Origin of the sequence: Streptomyces sp. cf386, assembly GCF_900103585.1 — a bacterium.
Lineage (GTDB): Bacteria > Actinomycetota > Actinomycetes > Streptomycetales > Streptomycetaceae > Streptomyces.
Map to the genome: position 1 here is coordinate 243,886 of NZ_FNHV01000007.1, position 23,674 is coordinate 267,559.

The 23,674-nt window shown below is 70.1% G+C and carries 23 protein-coding genes and 1 pseudogene; 12 read left to right on the plus strand and 12 right to left on the minus strand.

Annotation, left to right across the window (positions count from 1 at the left end; all coding sequences use genetic code 11):
• Positions 1-178 precede the first annotated feature (178 nt).
• Together BLU79_RS19805 and BLU79_RS19810 are read right to left on the minus strand one after the other, a co-directional pair.
• Complete coding sequence (locus tag BLU79_RS19805; RefSeq protein WP_093907148.1) at positions 179-616, minus strand: hypothetical protein; 438 nt, start codon at positions 614-616, stop codon at positions 179-181.
• On the minus strand, positions 607-1,233 hold the full coding sequence (locus BLU79_RS19810) for an ATP-binding protein (RefSeq protein ID WP_093907149.1): 627 nt from the start codon (positions 1,231-1,233) through the stop codon (positions 607-609). The genes BLU79_RS19805 and BLU79_RS19810 overlap by 10 nt, the downstream gene beginning before the upstream one ends.
• A 348-nt stretch (positions 1,234-1,581) precedes the next feature.
• On the opposite strand from BLU79_RS19810, the gene BLU79_RS19815 reads away from it, so the two are divergent.
• The 3 genes from BLU79_RS19815 to BLU79_RS19825 all read left to right on the plus strand — a co-directional run bounded on the left by BLU79_RS19815 (position 1,582) and on the right by BLU79_RS19825 (position 3,590).
• Positions 1,582-2,442, plus strand: coding sequence for a helix-turn-helix domain-containing protein (locus tag BLU79_RS19815; RefSeq protein WP_093907150.1), 861 nt, complete (start codon positions 1,582-1,584; stop codon positions 2,440-2,442).
• Positions 2,443-2,697 (plus strand): DUF397 domain-containing protein, encoded by a 255-nt coding sequence (locus tag BLU79_RS19820; protein ID WP_019757219.1) that lies wholly within the window; start codon positions 2,443-2,445, stop codon positions 2,695-2,697.
• A 104-nt stretch (positions 2,698-2,801) separates the two neighbouring features.
• A complete protein-coding gene (locus BLU79_RS19825; protein ID WP_093907151.1) occupies positions 2,802-3,590 on the plus strand; it encodes an SAM-dependent methyltransferase in 789 nt (262 codons plus the stop codon).
• A 107-nt stretch (positions 3,591-3,697) separates the two neighbouring features.
• Here the strand turns inward: BLU79_RS19825 and BLU79_RS19830 are convergent, their stop codons facing one another.
• Complete coding sequence (locus BLU79_RS19830; protein WP_093907152.1) at positions 3,698-5,185, minus strand: MocR-like pyridoxine biosynthesis transcription factor PdxR; 1,488 nt, start codon at positions 5,183-5,185, stop codon at positions 3,698-3,700.
• Positions 5,186-5,258: 73 nt separating this feature from the next.
• On the opposite strand from BLU79_RS19830, the gene BLU79_RS19835 reads away from it, so the two are divergent.
• Complete coding sequence (locus BLU79_RS19835; RefSeq protein WP_256333387.1) at positions 5,259-5,810, plus strand: carboxymuconolactone decarboxylase family protein; 552 nt, start codon at positions 5,259-5,261, stop codon at positions 5,808-5,810.
• A 129-nt stretch (positions 5,811-5,939) separates the two neighbouring features.
• Here BLU79_RS19835 and BLU79_RS19840 read toward each other — a convergent pair whose 3' ends face one another.
• The 3 genes from BLU79_RS19840 to BLU79_RS19850 form a co-directional block, all read right to left on the minus strand.
• Positions 5,940-7,427 carry a glutamate synthase subunit beta gene (locus BLU79_RS19840; RefSeq protein ID WP_093907153.1) on the minus strand — a complete coding sequence of 496 codons (1,488 nt, stop codon included), beginning with the start codon at positions 7,425-7,427 and terminating at the stop codon, positions 5,940-5,942.
• 181 nt (positions 7,428-7,608) lie between these two features.
• On the minus strand, positions 7,609-8,088 hold the full coding sequence (locus tag BLU79_RS19845; RefSeq protein ID WP_093907154.1) for an anthrone oxygenase family protein: 480 nt from the start codon (positions 8,086-8,088) through the stop codon (positions 7,609-7,611).
• A gap of 317 nt (positions 8,089-8,405) precedes the next feature.
• Positions 8,406-9,101, minus strand: a complete 696-nt coding sequence (locus BLU79_RS19850; protein ID WP_093907155.1) for a DUF2293 domain-containing protein — start codon at positions 9,099-9,101, stop codon at positions 8,406-8,408.
• Between the two features lie 373 nt (positions 9,102-9,474).
• Here BLU79_RS19850 and BLU79_RS19855 point away from each other — a divergent pair, with 373 nt between their 5' ends.
• The 3 genes from BLU79_RS19855 to BLU79_RS19865 all read left to right on the plus strand — a co-directional run bounded on the left by BLU79_RS19855 (position 9,475) and on the right by BLU79_RS19865 (position 11,161).
• Positions 9,475-10,116: a nucleoside/nucleotide kinase family protein gene (locus BLU79_RS19855; protein WP_177001091.1), complete on the plus strand. Its 642-nt coding sequence runs from the start codon at positions 9,475-9,477 to the stop codon at positions 10,114-10,116.
• Between the two features lie 54 nt (positions 10,117-10,170).
• Complete coding sequence (locus BLU79_RS19860; RefSeq protein WP_093907156.1) at positions 10,171-10,584, plus strand: PPOX class F420-dependent oxidoreductase; 414 nt, start codon at positions 10,171-10,173, stop codon at positions 10,582-10,584.
• 139 nt (positions 10,585-10,723) lie between these two features.
• Entirely contained in the window at positions 10,724-11,161 is a 438-nt protein-coding gene (locus BLU79_RS19865; protein ID WP_093907157.1) for a CBS domain-containing protein, read from the plus strand.
• A 102-nt stretch (positions 11,162-11,263) separates the two neighbouring features.
• Here the strand turns inward: BLU79_RS19865 and corA are convergent, their stop codons facing one another.
• Entirely contained in the window at positions 11,264-12,391 is a 1,128-nt protein-coding gene (corA, locus tag BLU79_RS19870) for a magnesium/cobalt transporter CorA (RefSeq protein ID WP_093907158.1), read from the minus strand.
• A 270-nt stretch (positions 12,392-12,661) separates the two neighbouring features.
• Between corA and BLU79_RS19875 the strand changes: the two genes are divergently transcribed.
• Positions 12,662-13,456 carry a methyltransferase domain-containing protein gene (locus BLU79_RS19875; RefSeq protein WP_093907159.1) on the plus strand — a complete coding sequence of 265 codons (795 nt, stop codon included), beginning with the start codon at positions 12,662-12,664 and terminating at the stop codon, positions 13,454-13,456.
• A 113-nt stretch (positions 13,457-13,569) separates the two neighbouring features.
• Here the strand turns inward: BLU79_RS19875 and BLU79_RS19880 are convergent, their stop codons facing one another.
• On the minus strand, positions 13,570-14,472 hold the full coding sequence (locus BLU79_RS19880) for a carbohydrate kinase family protein (RefSeq protein ID WP_093907394.1): 903 nt from the start codon (positions 14,470-14,472) through the stop codon (positions 13,570-13,572).
• A 228-nt stretch (positions 14,473-14,700) separates the two neighbouring features.
• Positions 14,701-15,609 carry a pseudouridine-5'-phosphate glycosidase gene (locus BLU79_RS19885; RefSeq protein WP_093907160.1) on the minus strand — a complete coding sequence of 303 codons (909 nt, stop codon included), beginning with the start codon at positions 15,607-15,609 and terminating at the stop codon, positions 14,701-14,703.
• 98 nt (positions 15,610-15,707) lie between these two features.
• Here BLU79_RS19885 and BLU79_RS19890 point away from each other — a divergent pair, with 98 nt between their 5' ends.
• Positions 15,708-16,136, plus strand: coding sequence for a VOC family protein (locus BLU79_RS19890; protein ID WP_093907161.1), 429 nt, complete (start codon positions 15,708-15,710; stop codon positions 16,134-16,136).
• A 486-nt stretch (positions 16,137-16,622) separates the two neighbouring features.
• On the opposite strand, the gene BLU79_RS19895 is transcribed toward BLU79_RS19890, so the two are convergent.
• The 3 genes and pseudogenes from BLU79_RS19895 to BLU79_RS19905 form a co-directional block, all read right to left on the minus strand.
• A complete protein-coding gene (locus tag BLU79_RS19895) occupies positions 16,623-17,912 on the minus strand; it encodes an MFS transporter (protein WP_093907395.1) in 1,290 nt (429 codons plus the stop codon).
• A 136-nt stretch (positions 17,913-18,048) separates the two neighbouring features.
• The gene (locus BLU79_RS19900) at positions 18,049-18,603 is read right to left on the minus strand and encodes a methylated-DNA--[protein]-cysteine S-methyltransferase (RefSeq protein WP_093907162.1); all 555 of its coding nucleotides are present in this window, start codon (positions 18,601-18,603) and stop codon (positions 18,049-18,051) included.
• Positions 18,604-18,680: 77 nt separating this feature from the next.
• Positions 18,681-19,538, minus strand: a pseudogene (locus tag BLU79_RS19905) (glycerophosphodiester phosphodiesterase); the annotation flags it as partial.
• A gap of 278 nt (positions 19,539-19,816) precedes the next feature.
• Between BLU79_RS19905 and BLU79_RS19910 the strand changes: the two are divergent.
• The 3 genes from BLU79_RS19910 (at position 19,817) to BLU79_RS19920 (ending at position 23,646) form a co-directional block, all read left to right on the plus strand.
• Positions 19,817-20,683, plus strand: a complete 867-nt coding sequence (locus tag BLU79_RS19910) for an MHYT domain-containing protein (protein ID WP_093907164.1) — start codon at positions 19,817-19,819, stop codon at positions 20,681-20,683.
• 39 nt (positions 20,684-20,722) lie between these two features.
• Positions 20,723-22,870 carry an excinuclease ABC subunit UvrB gene (uvrB, locus tag BLU79_RS19915; protein WP_093907165.1) on the plus strand — a complete coding sequence of 716 codons (2,148 nt, stop codon included), beginning with the start codon at positions 20,723-20,725 and terminating at the stop codon, positions 22,868-22,870.
• A gap of 197 nt (positions 22,871-23,067) precedes the next feature.
• Positions 23,068-23,646 carry a TerD family protein gene (locus tag BLU79_RS19920; protein WP_093907166.1) on the plus strand — a complete coding sequence of 193 codons (579 nt, stop codon included), beginning with the start codon at positions 23,068-23,070 and terminating at the stop codon, positions 23,644-23,646.
• Positions 23,647-23,674: the final 28 nt, after the last annotated feature.

The window sequence follows — 23,674 nt, forward strand, 5'->3', positions numbered from 1 at the left end:
GGGCCACTATGGCGGGGTGGGCGGGTTCGGGGGAGGGCGCGAGTGGGGGTGGGGGGTGCGCGCGGGCGTACGCCGTGGAGGAGGGGGCGGTTGGTGACGCGAGTACGGCCACCTTCAGACGCCGGTCCAGGCTTTCAGCCCGTCCGGCGTTTGAGGACGAGGCCCCTTAAGGGCAGCCTCACGCAGACAGTTGCCGCGACCAGGTAGGCGTAGTCCCCGTCACCCGGCACAACGCCAGATACAGCGGAATCGGCGGCGTATACGGCACCGTCCCGGCCGCCCGACGGATCAGCCGAGGCGCGTCCATGGCCATCGCCCCCGTCACGTACCGCACCGACGCCGGCCACTCCAAGGCGTAGTCGGAGTCCGCCGGCACCATCCACCACCAGTGCGTCTCGTCGGCGTACACACACCCCACACGAGGCAGTAGAGGCAGCACGAGAGGCCCGAAGCGGGCGGGCACCGCGACCGCGTCACAGCCCAAGGGCGCCGTCATCCCGTCGGGAACCGACAGCCGCCGAGGACCGGCGTCAGCGGTACGCACGCTGCGACGGAGCCGCACCAGCGTGTCCAGGCTCAGCACCTGACCCCCGCCGGACGCACCGCTCACAGCCATCCGAACCCCGTCCCCCCGCCGCCGAACCGCGCCTGCGCCTCGTCGTCACCGGAACCGTCGGACGGCCCCGGCTTGGGACGGGATCCCCAGCCGAGGTCGTTGCGGGGCTCGGTGTCACCGAGGGAGGTGCCGCTGCGCGGTAGGTCCACCCAGACCACCAGCCCGGACCCCTGCTCCTGAGCCCCCCATGCATGGCAGAGGGCGTCGACGAGGAGCAGTCCCCTCCCGTGCTCCTCCTCGGGCCGCGCCGCCAGCGGATGCGGCTCACCCGGAGCGCAGCCCTCGTCGCGCACGGCTATGCGCACGAGCTCGGCTCCGTCGTTCAGCTCGCAGACGATGTGCTCGCTGGCGGTGTGCACGATCGCGTTGGTGACCAGCTCCGACACGACGAGAGCCGCCGTGTCGCAGGTGTCCTCGCACACCGACCAGCCGTTCAGCCGCGCCCTGGTCAGGCGTCTGGCCTGCGCGGGAGAACCCGGATGCGCGGCCAGTTCGAAGCGGAACCGGCGCTCGGCAGGGGCGCCCCGCTGGGGCCCGATTGCCGGGGCGGCGCCGAGGCCGTGGGGGGCCGCGACGGCGTCTGTTCCTAAGGGCGGGGACGGAATCACGCTTGCCACTATCTCCCCGCCGTGAACACTTGGCAAGTGTCACTCTGAAAAATGCAGAGTGCTGTGTGACTCTCTGGAAGGCCGTGGCACACTGCTCGCAACAGCATGTCGAACGGCGCCAGTTGGGATCACCGAAGATCCACCGCGATCTTCGAAAAGGTCTTCGAATGGCGCCGTCGGCCTGTCAGGATCCAGGCATCCTGTCAGGATTGAGTCGTTCTGCCGGGAACGTGCAGAAGTAAGCGGAAACATGCAGGAATAAGCAGGAACCAGCGAGAACCAGCATGGACAAGTAGGAATAAGCGGGAACAAGCGGGAACAAGTCGGTCTGTTCGGGATTCATCGTGGAGGTGGAGCGTGAGCGAGCCGCGGTCCGCGCCGACGGTCGGTCAGGTCGTCCTCGGTCGGCGCCTGCTGGATCTGAGGGAACGTGCCGGCCTCAAGCGCGAGGAGGCCGCGCGCATCCTCCGCGTCGCCCCCGCCACGGTCCGCCGTATGGAGACGGCCGAGGTCGCGCTCAAGATCCCGTACCTGCAGCTGCTTCTGAAGGCCTACGGCATCGCCGACGGCGAGGCCGAGGCCTATGTGCAACTGGCCGAGGAGGCCAACAAGCCCGGCTGGTGGCAGCGGTTCCACGACATCCTGCCCGGCTGGTTCTCGATGTACGTCAGCCTGGAAGGCGCCGCGAGCCTCATCCGGTCGTACGAACCCCACTTCGTGCCCGGCCTGCTGCAGACCGACGACTACGCGCGCGGGGTGCTCGAATCGGGCGCCATCGGCCAGACCAGCCCCGACGACACCGAGCGCCATGTCGCCCTGCGCATGCAACGCCAGCAACTGCTCACCCGTGAGGACGCGCCCCGGCTGTGGGTCGTGATGGACGAGACCGTGCTGCGCCGTCGGGTCGGCGGTCCGGAGGTGATGCGTGCCCAGATCGACAGGCTGCTCGAGGCCACGAAGCTGCCCAACGTGACCCTGCAGGTGGCGCCGTTCGCGAACGGGCCGCACCCCGGCACGTACGGGCCCTTCGTGCTGTTCCGATTCGCCGTGCCCGAACTTCCGGACATGGTCTACAGCGAGTACCTGACCGGCGCCGTCTACCTCGACGCGCGCACCGAAGTGGCGACCCACCTCGAGGTCATGGACCGCATGGCGGCGCAGGCCGCTACGGCACATCGTACGAAGGAGATCCTCCGGGATCTCCGCAAGGAGCTGTGAATGGATCGCATCAAACCGCGCATACGCGTCTACAACGGCATGCCCGCGCGGGACTTGGGCAGCGAAGGCTGGCACAAGCCGTGGAGCGGCGGCAACGGGGGCAACTGTCTGGAGGCGATGAAGCTCGCCGACGGCCGGATCGCCGTCCGTCAGTCCACCGACCCGGACGGGCCGGCCCTCATCTACACGACGGACGAGATGACTGCGTTCATCGAGGGTGCCAAGGCGGGGGAGGCGGACTTCCTCCTTTCCTGAGCCACTTGCGTGCCACTCGTGTCCTGAGCCACTTGCGTGCCACTCGTACAACTTCCTTGAATTGGTGCTTACTTGATAATCCATTGCGTCTTACGGAGTGCCTCATGACCGAGATCGACACCAGCAAGCCCCACCCCGCGCGGATGTACGACTGGTATCTCGGCGGCAAGGACAACTACCCCGTCGACGAGGCCATGGGGCAGCAGATGCTCGCTCTCGACCCGCGCGTCCCGGTGATGGCGCGGGTCAACCGCGCGTTCATGCATCGCGCCACCCGCTGGCTCGCCAAGAACGGCGTACGCCAGTTCCTGGACATCGGCACCGGGATCCCGACCGAGCCGAACCTCCATCAGATCGCCCAGGTAGTCGCCGCCGACGCACGCATCGTCTACTGCGACAACGACCCCATCGTGCTGGCCCACGCGGCGGCCCTGCTGCGCGGCACGGAGGAAGGGGTGACGGAGTACCTCCAGGCCGACGTCCGCGACCCCGACGCCATCATCGAAGGCGCCAAGCAGGTCCTGGACTTCGGCCGGCCGGTGGCCCTCTCCCTCGTCGCGCTGCTGCACTTCGTCCCCGACGAGGACGGCGCGCACGAACTGGTCCGCCGACTGCTGTCCGAACTCCCCTCCGGCAGCTACCTGGTGATGACCCACGCGAGCGCCGACTTCACCCCGGAGGAGTCGAAGGCGGCGACCGAGAAGCTCAAGGCGGCCGGCGTCACGCTCGCCCTGCGCTCCCGCGAAGAGTTCACCCGCTTCTTCGACGGCCTCGAACTCGTCGAGCCCGGCGTGGAGGTGCCCCACCGCTGGCACCCCGAGCTGGGGGAGCCGGTGCCCGGGCAGGACGACGGTGTCATTCCCGGGTACGGGGCGGTGGCGCGCAAGCCGTAGCGGGGGTGGGGCCTCAGCCCTGGCGGAGTGGGGCGCCCGTCCTGGCGGGGTGGGGCGTCAGTCCTGGAGGGGCGGGCGGGGCGGGGCCTTGGCCGTGACTTCGCGCCTTACAGCACCTGCTCCGCCCCCGGCGGCAGCACCCCGCACAGCGTCTCCAGCGCTGCCCCGAACGCATGCTCCGGAGGCGTCGCGAAGCCGACGACGAGGCCGTCACGGACCGGCATGTCCGTCTCCGTGGCCTCCGGGTGCCGGAACCCGGCGAGGCCGTCGAGGGCGATGCCCTGCCAGGTGGCCGCCTTGACCGTCGAGCGCTCGGTGCCGGCCGGCAGCCGCAGCACCGCATGCAGTCCGGCGGCGACGCCCGTGACCTCGATGTGCGGCGCGTGCTCGGCGAGCGCCGCGACGAGGCGGTCCCGGCGGCTCCGGTACCGCTGCCGCATGCGCCGTACATGACGGTCGTACGCCCCGGAGACGATGAAGTCGGCAAGGCTCAGCTGGTCGAGGACGCTCGCCCACGCCTCGCGCTCGCCCTTGGCCACGAGCACGTCGTCGACGTACCGCTCCGGCAGCACCATCCACCCGAGCCGCACGGCCGGCGAGAGGCTCTTGCTGACCGAGCCGATGAAGATCACCCGCTCGGGATCGAGGCCCTGGACGGCGCCGACGGGTTTGCGGTCGTAGCGGAACTCGCCGTCGTAGTCGTCCTCCAGAATCACGCTCCCACGCGCGCGTGCCCAGTCGATGACGGCGGCACGTCGCTCGGGGCCCAGCGGACCGCCGGTAGGGAACTGGTGCGCGGGCGTGAGCAGCACGGCCCGCTCGCGCACCAGCCGGTCGACTCGCGCGCCGTCCTCGTCGAGGGGGAGCGGTACGGTCCGTACGCCCGCGGCGGCGAGGAGTTCCCGGTGGAAACCGAGCCCGTACCCCTCGACGGCCAGCGGCCCGCGCAGCACGCCACGACTTACGCTCCGGCTGCCGCTTCCGCCTTTGCCCGTGTCCTGGCCGAACAGCAGCCGCAGGGCGTGTGCGAAACCGGAGCAGATCACGATGCGGCCCGGCTCGGTGCGCACACCACGCGCGCGTGCCAGGTACTCGGTGAGCGCCTCCCGCAGTTCGACGCGTCCGGCGGGATCCCCGGGCCCGAAGGCCTCGTTCGGCGCCTGCTGGAGGGCCCGCCGATAGGAGGCCAGCCAGGCCGCACGCGGGAACGCCGACGCGTCCGGGGTGCCCTGCCGCAGATCGTGCCGAGGCCCACGCGCGCGTGGCGGCGTCCGGCGTGTCCTACGGGCCACCCGCTCGGCGGGCCGCAGAGGCTCGGCACGCTCGGCCACCCTCGTCCCCGCCCCCTGCCGGGCGGTGAGCCAGCCCTCGGCGACCAGCTCCGCGTACGCGTCCGCCACCGTGTTGCGGGCGACCCCGAGGTCGGCGGCGAGCGAGCGATACGGCGGCAGCCGGGTGCCGGGCGCGAGCCGCCCGCTGCGCACGGCCTCGCGCAGGGCACGCGTCAGCGCGGCGCGACGCCCACCCGGTCCGGACAACTCCAGATGAAGGTCCGCGCCGATCCGCTCCGCGGAGTTGACCCACGATTTCACCACGGAGAATTGACCCACGATCTCGCCATGGAAATGAACCCTACAGCCGGTCTTTCCGGCCCATAGATTTGGGGACATGACGACGCACACGATCGACACCACGACCGCCGGTACGGCTGCCACCCCGGCCGCTACCCCGGCCGCTACCCCTGCCGCCATCGCCGCCGCTGAGGCCGCGCGGACCCGACTGGACTTCGCGAAGGCCGCCCCGAAGGTCTTCCGCGCCATCATCGGCTTCGACGCCGCCGCCCGGGAGGGCCTCGACCCGACCCTGGTCGAACTGATCCAGATCCGCGCCTCGCACCTCAACCACTGCGCCTACTGCCTCCACATGCACACCAACGACGCCCGCAAGGCCGGCGAGAGCGAGGACCGGCTGCACATGGTCGCCGTCTGGCGCGAGGCCCGCCACTTCTTCACCGAGAAGGAACAGGCGGCCCTGGCTCTGACAGAAGCGGTGACTCTGGTGTCCGACGGACGGGTCCCCGACGAGGTCTACGCACAGGCCGCGGCCCACTTCGACGACGGGGAGCTGGCTCACGTCCTGGCCCTGATCATGACGATCAACACCTGGAACAGGGTGGCGTTGGCCACGGGGAAGGTGGCGGGGACGGACGAACGGCGGTAGCGGAGCGCCTACTTCCGCCGCCTGGTTGCGGCGCGTGCTTCCGCCGCTTACTTGCGGCGCCTGCTTCCGGCGCCTGCTTCCGGCGCATGGTTCCGGCGCATGGTTCTGTCGCCTGGCTGTGGCGCCGCCTCAAACGGTCATCGGCCGGTCGTACGGCGAGATCGGCGCCGGCAGCCTGGAACTCCCCGTCAGATAGCGGTCGACGGCCGCCGCCACAGCCCGCCCCTCGGCGATCGCCCACACGATGAGCGACTGCCCCCGGGCGGCATCCCCCGCGGCGAACACGCCAGGGGTGTTCGTCGCGAACCCGGCATCCCGCGCGATCGTGCCGCGAGGCTCCAGCTCCAGCCCCAACTGGTCGATCAGCCCGTCCTCCAGGTCGGGCCCGGAGAAGCCGAGGGCGAGCAGTACGAGGTCGGCCGGCAGCGTCTGCCCGGTGCCCGGCATCGGGCGGCGCCGCGCATCCACCTCCACCAGGTGCAGCGACCGCACGTGACCGTCGGCGTCACCCGTGAAGCGGAGCGTGGACGCCGCGAACAACCGCGCGTCCGCGTCCGCAGCCGGCGCCGTCTCCAGCTCGCCGGCCTCCTCGTGCGCGGCCGACAGCCGGTAGATCTTCGGGTACGTCGGCCAGGGCTCGGCGTCCTCGTCCCGCTCGGCGCCCGGCTGGGCGTAGATGTCCAGCTGTGTCACGGACGCGGCGCCCTCCCGCACAGCCGTGCCCAGACAGTCGGCCCCGGTGTCCCCGCCGCCGACGATGACGACGTGCTTCCCGGCGGCGGACATCGGGGAGGTCTCCAGATCCCCCTCGCGCACCCGGTTGGACAGCGGCAGATACTGCATCGCCTGCTCGATACCGCTCAACTCCCGCCCGGGAACGTGCAGTTCACGCCAAGCAGTGGCACCGGTGGCGATCACCACGGCGTCGTAGCGCGAGCGCAACTCGGCGGCTCCGACGTCCCGCCCGACCGCCGTCGACGTACGGAACCTGGTCCCCTCGGCCCGCATCTGCTCGATCCGCCGCTCCAGATGGTGCTTCTCCATTTTGAACTCGGGGATGCCGTACCGCATCAGCCCGCCGATCCGGTCGTCCTTCTCGTACACGGCGACCGTGTGCCCCGCCCGGGTCAACTGCTGCGCCGCCGCGAGCCCGGTGGGCCCCGACCCGATCACCGCGACCGTCCGGCCGGACAGCCGATCCGGCGGCCGTGGCGGAGCGAACCCCTCCTGCCAGGCCCGGTCGGCGATCGCGCACTCGACGTTCTTGATGGTGACGGCCGGCTGATTGATCGCCAGCACGCACCCGGCCTCGCAGGGAGCCGGACACAAGCGCCCGGTGAACTCGGGGAAGTTGTTGGTCGCGTGCAGCCGGTCCGCCGCCGCCCGCCAGTCCTCCCGCGACACCAGGTCGTTCCACTCGGGGATCAGATTGCCCAGCGGACAGGCCTCGTGGCAGAAGGGTATGCCGCAGTCCATGCAACGATCGGCCTGCTTGCTGATGATCGGCAGCAGCGCCCCGGGGACGTACACCTCGTCCCAGTCCTGGACCCGCTCCTCGACGGGCCGACGCGGCCAGTCCTGGCGGGGGGTGGTCATGAAACCCTTGGGATCGGCCATGGCCGTCTTCCTCATGTGCGCGTGTGACGTGATGTGCGCGTGTGACGTGTGGGAGCCGTGCGTCATCGGGCGGCACTCTTCAGCCACTCCTCCGGCACTCTCCCGGCAACGATACGTCTCACCGGCCACGTGCGCAGGGTGGGGGACAGCGCTTTCTCCCACCCCATGCGGGAGGCGGGGGTCAGCTCAGGGCCAGGGCGTACGCCACCGTCGCGGCGGCCGAGGCGACCATGCGGACGTGGTTCCACGCCGTCCACTCGCGCACGTACGTCGGCCAGTAGGCGGCCGCCTCAGGGGCACCCGCGTCGAGCTTGAGCAGCGCGTCGTTGCGGGGCACGTTCGCCACCATGGTCACTCCGAACGTGCCGAACAGATACAGCCCACTGCCCAGCAGCAGCTCCACCAACCCCTCGTCCGGCCAGAGCACGAACGTCACCACCGCGATCACCGCGCACAGCACCGCCGTCCCGAGGAACACCAGCATGAACGCCGGCGCCAACGCCGTCACATTGATCGCCTTCATCGCGGCGACCCCCTGCGCCGGCGGCAGCGTGGCGAGCCCACGCATCACGAAGGTCGAGAAAGCACAGAAGACCCCGGCCACGAGGCCGGTCCCGACCACACCGATCACGACGAGTACGAAGTACGGCCCATCAATCATGTCAACGTCAACTCCCGCATCCTGCCGAGATCATTCCCGACCCTGCCCAACTGTCACCTCAAGTGAAATCCTGTACGAGAACGGTCACCATGGCCGAGCGACGCGAGCGCATACGTGAGCGTCCATCGGGGCGATGTCCGGGGGGTGCTGTGCTTTGAGGGCGGCATCGTGGGTGGGGGTGGGGGTGGCTGGGGGCCTGGCGGGGTCTGTCCGCTGCCCCCTCCCTCCCCCTCCCCCCTCCCCGCCCTCCTCCGCGCCCGCCCTCCCTCCCGTCGGCGTCCGCTGTTGCGGAGTCGGTCGGCTGCGGGGGATCACCGTCAGCCGACCCCTGACACCTCCCCTCGCCACGCCCGCAATGTCGTCTCCACCGCCGCCGCGATCCGCCGCCGGGCCTCGTGCCGTGGCAACCCGCTCATCAGCAGCTGGTCGTACCGCGTGTCCAGATGCCGCACGGACGCCACGACCGCCGACGTCACCGCCCCCTCGGACAACGCCCGCCCCGCCGCGCTCCGCCCCACCCGTCCACTTCCCCGCATCGACGCATGTGCGGCGATATCCCGCGCCCGGTCCAACGGACACCCCGGGAACAGCCGCCGTATCTCCGCCGCGAACGCCTCCGCGAACCGAACGTCCTCCCGCGCCCGCCGCCGGGCGTCCCGCACCCGGCGCCGCCGTCGAGCCTCCACGTCCGCCAGACACCGCTGCTCGGCCCGGGCGAGCCCCGCCTCCTCGACGAGTAGTCCCTGCCGCTCATAACGGCTCCGGCGCCGGTTGAACCGCACGACCACCGCCGACAGCGCACTCTCCTCCCGCGACCGACGCGTCAGAGCCGTGTCGCCGCGCGGCAGGAACACCAGATGCCCGAGATCGGCACAGTCGAGACAACGCGGCGTCCCGTCCTCCAGCACGAGCATCTGCAACGGCCCCGCATGACACTCCGCACAGTGCCGCCGCTTGAGGGGCTGAATCACCAGAAGGCCGGTACGGGGCGGGGGAGTTGCGAGCGGTGCCATACCGGGTTCATTCCCCTCGGGGCGGGTCCGGGGAACTCCCCGGCGGGGGCCGGAAACTGCCTGACCGGGCGCGGTACGGGTGCGCCGGGCGAGGTGTGTGGCGTGTTGCGGTCGAGCTCGGACGCCCACCCCATCCCGCGCTCGTACCCGACTGGGCCCGTTCCGCCTGGCGCCGACCTCTGCGCATCGCGAGTGGCGGATGGTGGATCGGATCGCAGACCGATGATCCCGCCCCAGATCGATGATCCCGCCCCTGACTCCGACCTCGCCCCCGGCCCGCACGCGTCTGGACTCCGAAGCCGCGCGGCCCGCGACCGCGGAGCACCCCGCACTCCGCAGCCCCACCATCATCCCGACCGCCCCCTGTCGCATCATGGGCTCTGTGCGACTCGAAGCGATCACCTGGGACCGGCTCGGCGACCTGCTGGCCGAGCGGCTGCTCGACCTGAAGCCGGCCGACGGCAGCCCTTGGCCGCGCATCGCCATCGACGGCGCCCCGGCGGCCCGCCCCGGAGACCTCGCCGAGCGGGTCGGCGAGGCGCTGCGTGCACGAGGCCGCCCCTCGTTCACCGTCGGCACGGAGGGTTTCCTGCGCCCCGCCTCGGTTCGGCTGGAGTACGGCCACCAGGACGTGGATGCCTATTACGACGGCTGGTTCGACACCAGCGCCCTGTGGCGCGAGGTCTTCGGCCCTCTCGAACCCGACGGTGACGGCCGTGTCCTGCCCGACCTGTGGGACCCGGTGACCGATCGGGCCACCCGCAGCCCCTACGTCCAACTCCCGCCCGGCGGTGTCCTGTTGCTGCATGGTCCCCTCCTTCTGCGTCACTGGTTTCCCTTCGACCTGACCGTCCATGTCCTCCTCTCACCCGGCGCCCTGCGCCGCCGTACCCCCGAGGCCGAGCACTGGACCCTCCCCGCCTTCGAGCGCTACGACCACGAGACCGACCCGGCCGGCACCGCAGATGTCCTGGTGCGCGCCGACGACCCGCGACATCCGGCGTGGAACGGCTGAGCCGGATCCGGCAAACCGCTTTTGCATGCACATGCATTTAACTATTCTGCTGTCATGGCGACCTCCACGAGTGATCCGATTCCCTTCGACGACTCCGTTCTCTCCCTGCTCGACGGCAAGAACTTCGCCGGCGTGGCCACCCTCGGCCCCGACGGCGCCCCGCAGAACTCGGTGGTCTGGATCAAACGCGAAGGCGACACCGTGCTCTTCTCCTCCGTCGACACCCGCCAGAAAGTGCGCAACCTCCGCCGCGACCCCCGCGTCAGCATCTCGGTCTACGACCTCGCCAACCCCTACAACTCCGTCGAGATCCGCGGCACCGCCGAGATCCACCCGGACGAGGCCAAGCGGCTCCCGTTCGAGCTCTCGCACAAATACCTCGGCATCGATCCGCCCGCCGAGAAGGACGACGAGACTCGCGTGATCATCCGTGTCGTACCGCGGAAGATCGTGCGCTTCTCGGCCTGATCGGCGGGCGTCCGCGCGCCGGTGGCCGTTACCGCACGGTTCCAGGTGCATGCACTGGACGGCACGGCGAGAATGAGGGCGCCGGGACTAGCGGTGCTTCCCGCGCCGCGCCGGCCGTCCGGCATCGGGAGGTACTCCAATGACCACTGCCGGAGACATCATGCACCGAGGCGCCCAGTGGATCCCCGCCCACGAGACCCTGGACCGCGCCGCCCAGCTGATGCGTGAGCTGGGCGTCGGAGCTCTGCCCATCAGCGACGAGAACGAACGGCTCTGCGGCATCCTCACCGACCGTGACATCGTCATCGGCTGCGTGGCCATGGGGCACGACCCGAGCAAGATCACCGCCGGTGAGATGGCCCAGGGCACCCCGCGCTGGATCGATGCGACCGCCGACATCACCGACGTGCTCCGGGAGATGAAGGAGCACCAGATCCGCCGGCTACCCGTCATCGACAACAAGCGCTTGGTCGGCATGATCAGCGAGGCCGATCTGGCACGGCACCTGCCGGAGGGCGAGATCGCCCACTGGGCCGAGAGCGTCTATGCCATGTCCGCGACGCCGAGGACGCGCTGACACGGCGAGCGCCCCACCCTCACTTCCTGTGCCGTCCTCGCCCGGCCGATCGTTGCCGGACGAGGACGCACCGGAGTCGGCCGGGGTCGGCCGGAGGAGGCGTCAGAGCCATCCGTTGCGCCGGAAGCCGCGGTACAGGACCACGCACGCGACGGATATCACGGCGAGGACCAGCGGGTAGCCGAACGTCCAGCGCAACTCCGGCATGTAGTCGAAGTTCATTCCGTACACCCCGCACACCATCGTCGGCACGGCGATGATCGCGGCCCAGGCCGTGATCTTCCGCATGTCCTCGTTCTGCGCGACGGTGACCTGTGCCAGGTGCGCCTGCAGGATCGAGTTCAGCAGTTCGTCGAAGGCGGCTATCTGCTCCTTGGCCCGCAGCAGATGGTCGGACACGTCGCGGAAGTAGGCCTGTATCTCCGGCTCGACCACCCGGATTTGCACCGTGGCCAGATCCTCCAGCGGACGGCTCAGCGGAACCACGGCCCGCTTCAGCTCCAGGAGTTCCCGCTTGAGCTGGTAGATCCGCCCGGGGTCGGCCCGCGCGCCGTTCTCCGCGAACACATCCGTCTCGACCTCGTCGATGTCCTCCTGCACCGAGTCGGTGACGCTCAGATAGTCGTCGACCACGTGGTCCGCGATCGCGTGCAGTACCGCCGCCGGTCCCTTGGCGAGCTGTTCGGGGTTCGACTCCAACTCCTCGCGCAACGGTCCCAGTGAGCCGTGCCGCCCGTGTCGCACCGTGATCACGAAGTCCTGGCCGACGAACACCATGATCTCGCCGGTGTTCACGACCTCGCTCGTGGCCGTGAGCTTCTCGTGTTCGACGTAGCAGACCGTCTTGAACACGGCGAACAGCGTCTCGTCGTAGCGCTCCAGCTTCGGTCGCTGATGGGCTTCCACGGCATCCTCGACCGCCAGGGGATGCAGGGCGAACAGCTCGGCGATGCCCGCGAACTCCTGATCCGTCGGTTCATGGAGGCCCAGCCATACGAATCCGCCCCCGCGTTTGCGTACCCGCTGCACGACGTCGACCAGATCGCCGTTCTCCTGGACCCGCACGCCGTCCCGGTACGTCACGCAGTTCACCACGGAGGAGCCCAGCGGGGACCTGGCGGGGTGGCTGAGGTCGACACGGGGGCGCCGTCGAGCCAGCCGTGCCACCTTGCGGAGGCTGCCGACCTTGTCGAGGCCCGTCACCTTCCGCAGATTCCCTGCCATGGACATCTGGATCTCCTTGCGTGGATCCTCGCGCCGCGCTTTCTGCGCCCTGGCCGCCAGTTTGCCAGTTGGGGGTGAGCTGCGGGTAAGCCTGTGGGAATGGAAGATTCCGCTTTGTTCCCGCCTGTGGATGAAGGGACTTCGCCCAGGTCGACGTAAGGAATGGGCGTGACGGGGCGTGAAATGACCGGAGTGGGAGGGGGCGGACTGAATTCGGAAGCATCCCGCCGAGCGTCGACCACTCCGGGCAAACAGTATAAATGGGACGATCTCTGCATGATGCGAACCGATGGGTATCTCCTCGACAACCGGCAGGCCGAGGCGGGCGAGAACCGCGACGCACTGGGCCCTCTCTTCGATTCCACGACGTTCCGCCACCTCGAAGGGTTCGGCATCGGACCCGGCTGGCGCTGCTGGGAGGTGGGCGCCGACGGCACGTCGGTGGTCTCCTGGCTGGCCAAGAAGGTCGGCCCGACCGGAAAGGTGGTCGCGACCGACCTCGACACCGCACCGCTCGCCCCGGCCGCGCGCCCGCCGGTCGAGGTCCGTGTGCACGACGTGGCCGCCGAGGAACCGCCGGGGGAGGAGTTCGATCTGGTGCACGCACGGGCGGTCCTCGCTCATGTACCGGACCGGGAACGGGCGTTGCGATCGATGATCAAGTCCCTGCGCCCGGGCGGCCGGCTCCTGGTCGAGGACACCGACCCCGTCCTGCAGCCCCTGCTCTGCCCCGACGAGTACGGCCCCGAACAGCAACTGGCCAATCGCCTACGAGACGGCGTCCGCGCCTTCCTCACCGAGCGCGGCGCCGACCTCTCCTTCGGCCGCAGACTCCCGCGCCTGCTCCGCGCGGCCGGACTGCGCCGGGTGGCGGCCGATGCGTACTTCCCGATCGCCTCGCCCGCCTGCGCCGCCCTGGAGTCCGCCACCATCAGCGAGATCCGCGACCAACTCGTCACCGCGGGCGTCGCCACCGACCAGGACATCGACCACCACCTCGCCAACATCACCACCGGCGGCATTGACCTGGCCGCGACCCCGATGATCTCGGCGTGGGGGCGCAAAGTGTAGATCGCAAGGCGTAGACAGTGGACAGGGGGCAAGGGGCACGCAGGGCGTAGGCGGCCTGCCGTATGAACGGGACTGGGCGGCCCACTGTAGGACTCGGGCCTATGCAGTCCGCTCTACGGGCGGTCGTCACTCGACCGCGGCGGCCTCCCGCCCACCCGCTCCACCGCCAGTGCTCCCGCCCGGCACCCCTCCCGAGCCGCGTCTTCCGGTCCGGCGCCGGAGAGAAGCGCCGCGAGGAAGGCGCCGGTGAAGGCGTCGCCCGCACCCGTCGTGTCCCTCGGTGCCGCCGGCGCGGCGGGGACATGGGCGCCCACGGCACCCGAGCGGGCGACCAGGGCGCCGTCCGCGCCCTGCTTCGCCACCACCAGCGGGACATGGCGGCTCAACTTGGCCGCCGCGTCCGCCCCATCGGGCAGCCCCGTGAGCAGGCACGCCTCGTCACGGCTCGGCAGCAGGACGTCCACGCCCTCCACCAGTGCGAGGAAACGGTCGACGCCGAGCGCCACGAGGAACCCCGCCGACGCAGGATCCAGGCTCACCGGCACGCCACGCGCGCGTGCCGACTCCAGAGCCACCGCAACGAGCGCCCGACCCGGCTCGGAGAAGAGCAGGTAGCCCGAGAGGTGCAGCCGGGCGACACCGTCGAGCACCGCATCCGACCAGTCGGCGGGTTCGAGGCGCAAGGCCGCGCCGCTGTCGGTGAGGAACGTGCGCTCGGCGGCGGCGCCGGTGTCGACCAGACAGATGACCGTCCCGGTCGGCGCCTGCGGATCCACGACGAGACAGGGCCGTACTCCGCTCGCGGCCAGCTCGCGCTCGTGCCATGCGGCCGTATCCGCTCCGACCCGCCCCAGCAACCGCACGTCCGCACAGCCCCAATACGCGGCCCAGCAGGCCACGTTGGCGCCCGCGCCGCCCGGCACCGTCCGGATGGCCGCCACCGTGTCCGTACCCGAGGCCAGCGGCCCCCGGTGTCGGGCGATCACGTCCGTCACCACGTCCCCGACCACCAGCAGCGCGCCGTCGAGGGTGTCGTTGCCATCCGGTCCGCTCCCCGAACCGTGAGGCGCTGTCCCGCCGTAGTCGGCCCGTCCGTTCCCCGAACTGTCCGGCGCTGTCCCGCCGTTGCCGTGCTTGTGCGTGGCTGCCTCGTTCCCCGGCCCGCGACCGCCCGTCTCACTCCCGGTTCCGCGTGGCCCAGTCCTGGCCCCGTGCCGCTCGCGCCCCGTCCCGGTCACGTGCCCTCACGCTCCGGCCCAGGCCGCCGCGATCCGCCCCGCCAGCCGTACGTTGCCGCGCACCGCCGCGAGATTGGCGCTCAGCGAGGCACCGTCCGTGTGCCGCACCAAGTAGTCCAAGAGGAACGGAGTGACCGCCTGACCGATGACACCCTGCTCCTCGCACGCGTGCAGCGCGTCGGCGAGCACACGCGCGTGCAGTTCGGGATCCAGCTGCTCCTCCTCCGGCACCGGGTTGGCGACGATCAGCGTGGACTCGGGCCCGTCCAGGGCGTCCTGAGCGCGCATCACCTCGGCCACCTCCTGCGGCGACCGAAGCGTCCAGTCCACCGGATGCCCCGAGTCGGAGAGGTAGAAGCCGGGGAAGCTCTCCGTGCGATAGCCGGCCACAGCGACCCCCAGGGTCTCCAGCCGCTGCAGGGTCGCCGGGACATCCAGGATCGACTTCACGCCGGCACACACCACCGTGATTCTCGTCCGTGCCAGGAGCCCCAGGTCGGCCGACTCGTCCTGGGTCACCGTCCACTCACGGTGCACGCCGCCCAGCCCACCCGTCGCGAACACCCGTACGCCGGCGAGGGCCGCCAGCAGAGCAGTCGCCGACACGGTGGTCGCCCCGCTCGCCCCCGAGGCCACCGCGAGCGGCAGGTCACGGTGGCCCAGCTTGCGGATCCCGTCCTCGTTCGCGATCCGCTCCAGCTGTTCCTTGTCCAGCCCGACATGGGGACGACCGTCCAGCACGGCGATCGTCGCGGGAACGGCACCCTCCCGCCGTACGACGTCCTCCAGCTCCAGCGCCACCTGCAGGTTGCGCGGGCGCGGCAGCCCGTGCGCGATGATCGTGGACTCCAGGGCCACCACGGGTCGACGCGCGTCGATCGCCTCTCGCACCTCTTCGGACACCACAAGCACCACGCGCCTGCCTCCTGTCTGTCGGTCTTCCCTCATCTCTGGCGGTCGGCGCACCGGGTCAAACCCTTGCGACCTGTGGGAGACGACACCAGCCTGGGTACATGACGGACAACACCGCACGTCTCGACCATGTCGTCCTCTGGGTGCGTGACCCGGTGGCGTCGGCCGACTTCTACGAAAAGGCGGTCGGCATGGAGCCGGTCAGGCTCTCCGAGTACTCCGCGGGGGCGGTCCCGTTCCCCTCCGTGCGCCTCAACGAGGAGACCATCCTCGACCTCATGCCGCGCACCATGGCGAAGCGCATGACGATGCTGCCCGGCGCCGCCGACAGCTCCGGCCACCCGGTCAACCACGTCTGCCTGGCCCTGCCCCACGACGACTTCGCCGCCCTGCGAGCACGCCTGGAGGAACGCGGCGCGCCGGTGTCGGACATCTCCCACGACTCCTTCGGCGCCCGCGGCAAGGCCAAGCGCAGCTTCTACTTCCGCGACCCCGACGGCAACGTCTTCGAGGCGCGGCACTACGAGTAGCAACGAGCAGCAAGCAGGGGAGGGGGTCACACGGGTGTGGCCCCCTTTGGAGATGTCAGGCCCTCTGGAGACGCCAGACCGGCTCAGCGACGTCAGACCAGCCGTACGCCGTCCAGCGCCCCATGCGGATTCAGCACGTACTTGCGGCTTGCGCCCTGGTTGAACTCGGCGTAGATCCACTGCCCTGTTTCCGCTCATGCGTGATCGCCGTCCCTTCGGCTCCGGGTCCTCCAGATGCCAGTCGGATGCCAGCGGCTGTGCGCATGACCGAGTCTGCTACCGAGGCCCTTTCCCGGCGGGTCTTCGCGTGCGTACGGCGAGGGCTCGGCTCGGAGCCGAAGCGTGGGCCCAATGGCCGCGCCGGACGCCGGGCAGCGGCCGGGCTGACTCCTCTGCTGATGCCGATGCCTCTGTGGGTGCCACGTCACGCGGGCGCGATCACGTGGCTCGGCGGCTGACCCGAGAGGGACAGCCGGGCCCGTGACCTCAACCGTCCACGGAGACGTCCCGCGCCCGCTGCCTGCCCCGCGTGAACAGCGCAAACGCAGCCAGGGGGACAAGAAGGCACGCGGCGGTGAAGTTCAGCCAGGCGTAGCTCGCCCGAGCGACCACGAGTCCGGCGACCGCTCCGCCGACGCCGGCGGAGGCGTTCATGATGAGGTCCGACAGCCCCTGAGCGGCGGCCCGCGCGGGCTGCGGCACGGAGTCCGTGAGCAGCGCGGAACCGGAGACGAGCCCAGCCGACCAGCCGAGCCCCAGCACGAAGAGCCCGACGGCTGTCTGCTCGTGGCTGCCGCCCGCCGTACCGGCGAGGAACGCCGCGCATGCCAGCAGCCCCACGGAGAGCCCGATCCCGGACAACCGCCCCAGCCGGTCCGACAGCCGCCCCATGAGCGGCGCGAACGCGTACATGCCCGCGATGTGCCCGCTGATGACCAGCCCGATCAGATCGATGCCCGCCCCGTGGTGCGCGAGGTCGACCGGCGTCATCGACATCACCGAGACCATCGCCGTGTGCGCCACGGCGACCGTCACCACCGCGAGCCGGGCCCGCGGCGAGGCGGCGACAGCGGTCAGCCCGGCGCGCAGCGAACGGCCCGCGGGCGACTGTTCGTCGGCCGGTGCGAGTGCCCGCGCCGTCAGCAGCGGGTCCGGTCGTAGCAGTACTGCCACGACGGCCGCGGATATCAGGAAGATCCCGGCCGCCCACAGGAACGGACCGGCCGCCGCGGGTATCCCGAGGCCCGTGACGCTCCGACCCGCGGGCGCGGCGATGTTCGGACCGAGGACCGCGCCTATGGTCGTCGCCCACACGACGAGTGAGATGGCCCGTGCCCTCCGCTCGGGCTCGGCCAGATCGGCGGCGGCGAACCGCGCCTGCAAGTTCGCCGACGAGGCCGCGCCGAACGCGGCCATCCCGCACAGCAACAGCGGAAAGCTCCCGACACTGGCCGCGACCACCGTGACACCGGCGCCCACAGCCCCGATGAGATAGGCCAGCACCAGCCCCGGACGGCGCCCGCGTGCGGTCATCAGGGCAGCCAGTGGCATCGACAGCACGGCCGTACCGGTGACGGTCGCGGTGGGCGCGAGCCCGGACAAGGACTCGGTGCCGCTGACCTCCGTGGCCAGCACGGCCGCGAGCGCGATTCCGGTGGCCACGCCCAGCCCGCCCAGGATCTGGGTCGTGATCAGCACCGCCGTTGTGCGGCGCCGCAGGGCCGGCAGCCGGTCGGGCGTGACAGCCGCGATGACCTGCCGCTCGACGGCGGTCACGACGCGCACCCGGCCGTACGGCGCACCGGATCGGCCGACAGCGGTGAGTACACCGGACTGGCCGCGTGCAGGTGGGTGATAGATGTCGCCACAGCCGCAGTCTCCCCCTCCCAACCTCTGAAGCCCCAGAGAGCCCTCAGAACAGCGGCTCCGGCAGTACCCCCTCCAGCGCCAGCAGCTTCCGCTTGGTCTCCAGGCCGCCCCCGAACCCGCCGATGCCGCCGTCGCTCTCCACGACCCGGTGACAGGGCACCACCACGGGCAGCGGATTGGCACCCATCGCCATCCCCACCGCCTGTGCGGCACCCGGCTGTCCGACCCGCCCGGCCAGATCGCCGTACCCGACAACCGTGCCGTAGGGGACCCCGGAGGCCAGCTCGCGCAGCACCTCCCGGTTGAAGCCGGAGATGAGCGACCAGTCCAGCGGCAGCTCGAAGTCGCGCCGCGTACCCGCGAAGTATTCCTCCACCTGACGTATCGCCTCGGCCAGCACCTGAGAGCCGGGTGCCTCGACCGGCTCGCTGCCCAGCCGGGACGCCAGTCCGTCGAGTGCCTTCTCGCGCACCCTCTCCGTGGCGTGGAAGACGACGCTGACCAGGCCGTCGCGGGTCGCGGTCAGCATCAGTGGACCGATGTCCGTACCGACGACGGCCCACACGACCTGCTGCTCGTACTGCCCATGGCTGTCCATGCGCCCACCGTAGGCCCCACCACTGACAACGCCCCGGGAGCGGACGCCGGCTCCTGCGCGGGGCTCGGGTCCTCGGACACGGCGTCCCTCACCACGTCGGGAGTGTTGGTGATGATGCCGTCGACGCCGTACCCCGCGACCAGCCGGGCGGTGTCCGCGTCGTTCACGGTCCAGGTGAAGACCTCCAGCGGCCTGCCGTGCGGTCCGGTGAACGCGTGGACGGAGGCGACGTAGCCCTTGGAGATGGAGCTGTACGAGGGGTTGATCTGGTCGGCGAAGGTCGCGTACCCGGCGAGGTCCGCCGCGGGCGGCGTCCCCAGGAAGCCGGTCTTGACGGCGGGCTCCAGCTCGTGGACGGTCCGCACACTGTCGGCGCTGAAGCTCTGCACGATCAAACGGCTCGCGAGGTGGTGCGGATCAAGCCAACCCGCGTCGTCCAGCACGCGGAGGGTCTGCCGCTCGATGCCCGGGTACAGATCGGGGTTCTTGATCTCCAGGAGCAGCTTCTGGTGGTGCAGCTCCAGGCGGTCCGTGAACTGCTCCAGGGTCGGCACACGCGCGCCCGCGTGTGCGGGGCCGAACCAGCTGCCCGCGTCCAGGCGAGCGATCTCGGCGGCGGTGAAGTCCTTCACCTTCCAGGGCGCCCGGTCGGGAAAGACCTGCTCCACGTCGGTCGTGCGCTTCAGGTTGTCGTCGTGGAGGACGACCAGCTCGCCGTCCTTGGTGCGCTGTACGTCGTTCTCGACCCAGCTGATGCCCAGTTCGGCGGCCTTGTCGACGGCGGCCAGCGTGTTCTCGGGCGCGTAGGCGGAGGCCCCCCGGTGGGCGATGACCGTGGGCGGCTCGGCGTCCGCCCGGGCATGGGAGGCGGGGAGCAGAAGAGCGGCGGTTCCCAGGAGCGCGGTCGTCGTGGCGGCTACAGCGCGCGCGTGCATGCGTACTCCTCGCGTCGAACGATCACGGACAGCTCAACTGTGACAGCAGACGGTCAACGGCGAGGGAGTACAGAATGGCCACAGATTGAATGGAGTTGCCCGGGCCCGCTCACCTCTGCCGCACAACTGGGGCAAGCCCGTGTTTCTTTGCCGGAAAATCGTTCGACCATTGCGGTGGGAGTTACTCTCTGCCTCAACCCTGACCGCTCGGGCGGTCGTGGGAGGGGGCGCATTTCACGGAGTTCCGGGACGTAAGTGGGCGGGAAGGGCAGCTGCGTATGCAGGGCACGATCGACGGATTCAGCTATGGACTCGTCACACCGCTGGTGGCCTATCTCATGGCTTGCCTGGGCGGTGCTCTCGGACTGCGCTGCACCACCAGATCGATGCTCGTTTCGCAGTCCTGGCGCCCGGGCTGGCTCGCGCTGGGATCGGCGGCCATCGGCTCCGGGATATGGACCATGCACTTCGTCGCGATGATGGGGTTCACGGTCGAGGGGACGCCCGTCCATTACGACAAACCGATGACATTCGCGAGCCTTGCCGTCGCCATCGTCATGGTGGGCGTCGGGATCTTCATCGTCGGTTACAAGGGGGCCAGCGGAACGGCCCTGTTCACCGGCGGAACGATCACCGGCCTGGGCATAGCCTCGATGCATTACCTGGGTATGGCCGGGATGCAACTGAACGGCAGGTTGGAGTACAACACCTTCACCGTCTCCGCCTCCGTGGTGATAGCGATGGTGGCGGCCACCGCCGCCCTGTGGGCCGCCGGACAGGTCAGAGGGTTCCTGTGGAGCGTGGGCGCGAGCCTCGTCATGGGTCTCGCCGTCAGCGGCATGCACTACACGGGTATGGCCGCCCTCAGCGTCCATCTCCACCGCACGGAATCTCTCCCCTCGGGCGACTCGCCGGCCTCCCTGCTCGCGCCGATGCTGGTCGGCCCGCTCGCCTTCCTCCTCCTCGCGGGCGCCGTCGTACTGTTCGACCCGAAGATGGTCATGGGCAAACCCACCGGGGCCCCCGTGGAGCACAAGCCGGGTGTCCCGGCCCACGCCACCGTCCCGCACCCGCCCCGCCGTCCGCCGCTGCGGCCCCGCCGCACCCAGGGGCACCGAGGCTCCCGAACCCCGCAGAACCACTGATCGGACCGCGTTGTCAGTGGCGGGTCGTACGGTGGGTTCATGCGGCCCGTTTCCAGCATCGAACGCACGGTGGCGCCCTTCGAGGTCGTCAGTCCCTACCAGCCCAGCGGCGACCAGCCGCAGGCCATCGCCGAGCTCGCCCGGCGCATCGAGTCCGGCGAGAAGGACGTCGTCCTGCTCGGCGCGACCGGCACAGGCAAGTCCGCCACCACCGCGTGGATGATCGAGAAGCTCCAGCGCCCCACCCTGGTGATGGCGCCGAACAAGACGCTGGCCGCCCAGCTGGCGAACGAATTCCGCGAGCTGTTGCCGAACAACGCCGTCGAGTACTTCGTCTCGTACTACGACTACTACCAGCCCGAGGCCTACGTCCCGCAGTCGGACACCTACATCGAGAAGGACTCCTCGATCAACGAGGAGGTCGAGCGCCTGCGCCACTCCGCGACCAATTCGCTGCTCACCCGCCGTGACGTGGTCGTGGTCGCCTCGGTCTCCTGCATCTACGGCCTCGGTACGCCGCAGGAGTACGTGGACCGCATGGTCCCCCTCAAGGTCGGCGAGGAGATCGACCGGGACCAACTGCTGCGCCGCTTCGTGGACATCCAGTACACGCGCAACGACCTGGCCTTCACCCGCGGCACCTTCCGGGTACGTGGCGACACCATCGAGATCTTCCCGGTCTACGAGGAGCTCGCCGTCCGCATCGAGATGTTCGGCGACGAGATCGAGGCCCTGTCCACACTCCACCCGCTCACCGGCGAGATCATCAGCGACGACGAACAGCTGTACGTCTTCCCGGCCTCCCACTACGTCGCGGGCCCCGAGCGCATGGAGCGGGCCGTCAACGACATCGAGAAGGAGCTGGGGGAGCGTCTCGCCGAACTGGAGAAACAGGGCAAGCTCCTGGAGGCCCAGCGGCTGCGGATGCGTACGACGTACGACCTCGAGATGCTCCGCCAGATCGGCAGCTGCTCCGGCGTCGAGAACTACTCGATGCACTTCGACGGCCGCGAGCCCGGCTCCCCGCCGAACACCCTGCTGGACTACTTCCCGGACGACTTCCTGCTCGTCATCGACGAGTCGCATGTCACGGTCCCGCAGATCGGCGCCATGTACGAGGGCGACGCCTCCCGCAAGCGCACCCTCGTCGATCACGGCTTCCGCCTGCCCTCCGCCCTCGACAACCGTCCTCTGAAGTGGGAGGAGTTCCAGGGACGCATCGGGCAGACCGTCTACCTCTCGGCGACCCCCGGCAACTACGAGCTCTCCCGCGGGGACGGCCAGGTCGAGCAGATCATCCGCCCCACCGGCCTCGTCGACCCGGAAGTCGTCGTCAAGCCCACCGAGGGCCAGATCGACGACCTGGTGCACGAGATCAGGGAGCGCGTCGAGAAGGACGAGCGCGTCCTGGTCACCACCCTCACCAAGAAGATGGCCGAGGACCTCACGGCCTACTTCCTGGAGCTCGGCATCCAGGTGCGCTACCTGCACAGCGACGTCGACACCCTGCGCCGTGTCGAGCTGCTGCGGGAGCTGCGCGCCGGTGAGTTCGACGTCCTCGTCGGCATCAACCTCCTGCGTGAGGGCCTCGACCTCCCCGAGGTGTCCCTGGTGGCGATCCTCGACGCCGACAAGGAGGGCTTCCTGCGCTCCGGCACCTCCCTCATCCAGACCATCGGCCGCGCGGCGCGCAATGTCTCCGGCCAGGTCCACATGTACGCCGACAAGATCACCCCGGCGATGGAGAAGGCCATCGACGAGACCAACCGCCGCCGGGAGAAGCAGGTCGCGTACAACAAGGCGAACGGCATCGACCCCCAGCCGCTGCGGAAGAAGATCAACGACATCGTCGCGCAGATCGCCCGCGAGGGCGTCGACACCGAGCAGCTGCTCGGCACGGGCTACCGCGCGAAGAAGGACGGCCGGGGCACCAAGGCCCCTGTGCCCTCACTCGGTGACAAGGCGGCCAAGGGAGCGAAGGCGGCCAAGCCCGCCAAGGGCAAGACAAAGGAGACGGTGCCGACCGACCGGCCGGCGGCCGATCTCGCCGAGCAGATCGAGGAGTTGACGGAGCGTATGCGCGCCGCCGCCGCGGATCTGCAGTTCGAGATCGCGGCCCGACTGCGTGACGAGGTGTCCGAGATGAAGAAGGAACTGCGCCAGATGAAGGAGGCGGGCCTGGCCTGACGGGCCATGGGCGCCGGTCCCCAGCCCGGGAGCGGCGCCCCCGAACGGCCGTCGTGGGCCTGCCGAGCACGCGCTGTGTTGCAAGACCGACACAAAGTGCGGACCGGGGTACGGCACTGTCAGTGCCCCTGCGTAGGGTTCTGGTCATCCGCGGAGCCCGCGGGCAACAGGGGACAGCTCGAGAGGGGAATCAGCACGTGTCCGTCAACATGACCAAGGGTCAGGCCATCAGTCTGCAGAAGAACGACGGCGGCAGCCTGACCGCGGTGCGCATGGGTCTCGGCTGGCAGGCGGCTCCCCGGCGCGGCCTGTTCGGCTCGCGGACACGGGAGGTCGACCTCGACGCCTCCGCCGTCCTGTTCGCGGACAAGCAGCCGGTCGACGTCGTCTTCTTCCGCCACCTGGTGAGCGACGACGGCTCGGTGCGCCACACCGGTGACAACCTCGTCGGCGGTGTCGGCCAGGGCGGCGACGACGAGGCGATCCTCGTCGACCTCGCGCGCATCCCGGTCCACATCGACCAGATCGTCTTCACGGTGAACTCCTTCACGGGCCAGACCTTCCAGGAGGTGCAGAACGCGTTCTGCCGCCTGGTCGACGAGACCAACGGCGAGGAGCTCGCCCGCTACACCCTCGCGGGCGGCGGTTCCTACACGGCCCAGATCATGGCGAAGGTGCACCGCTCGGGCCCGGGCTGGGCGATGACGGCCCTCGGCACCCCGGCCAACGGCCGCACCTTCCAGGACCTGATGCCGGCGATCCTGCCGCACCTGTAAGAGCTGCCAGGCGGCCCGGCGGGCGGCA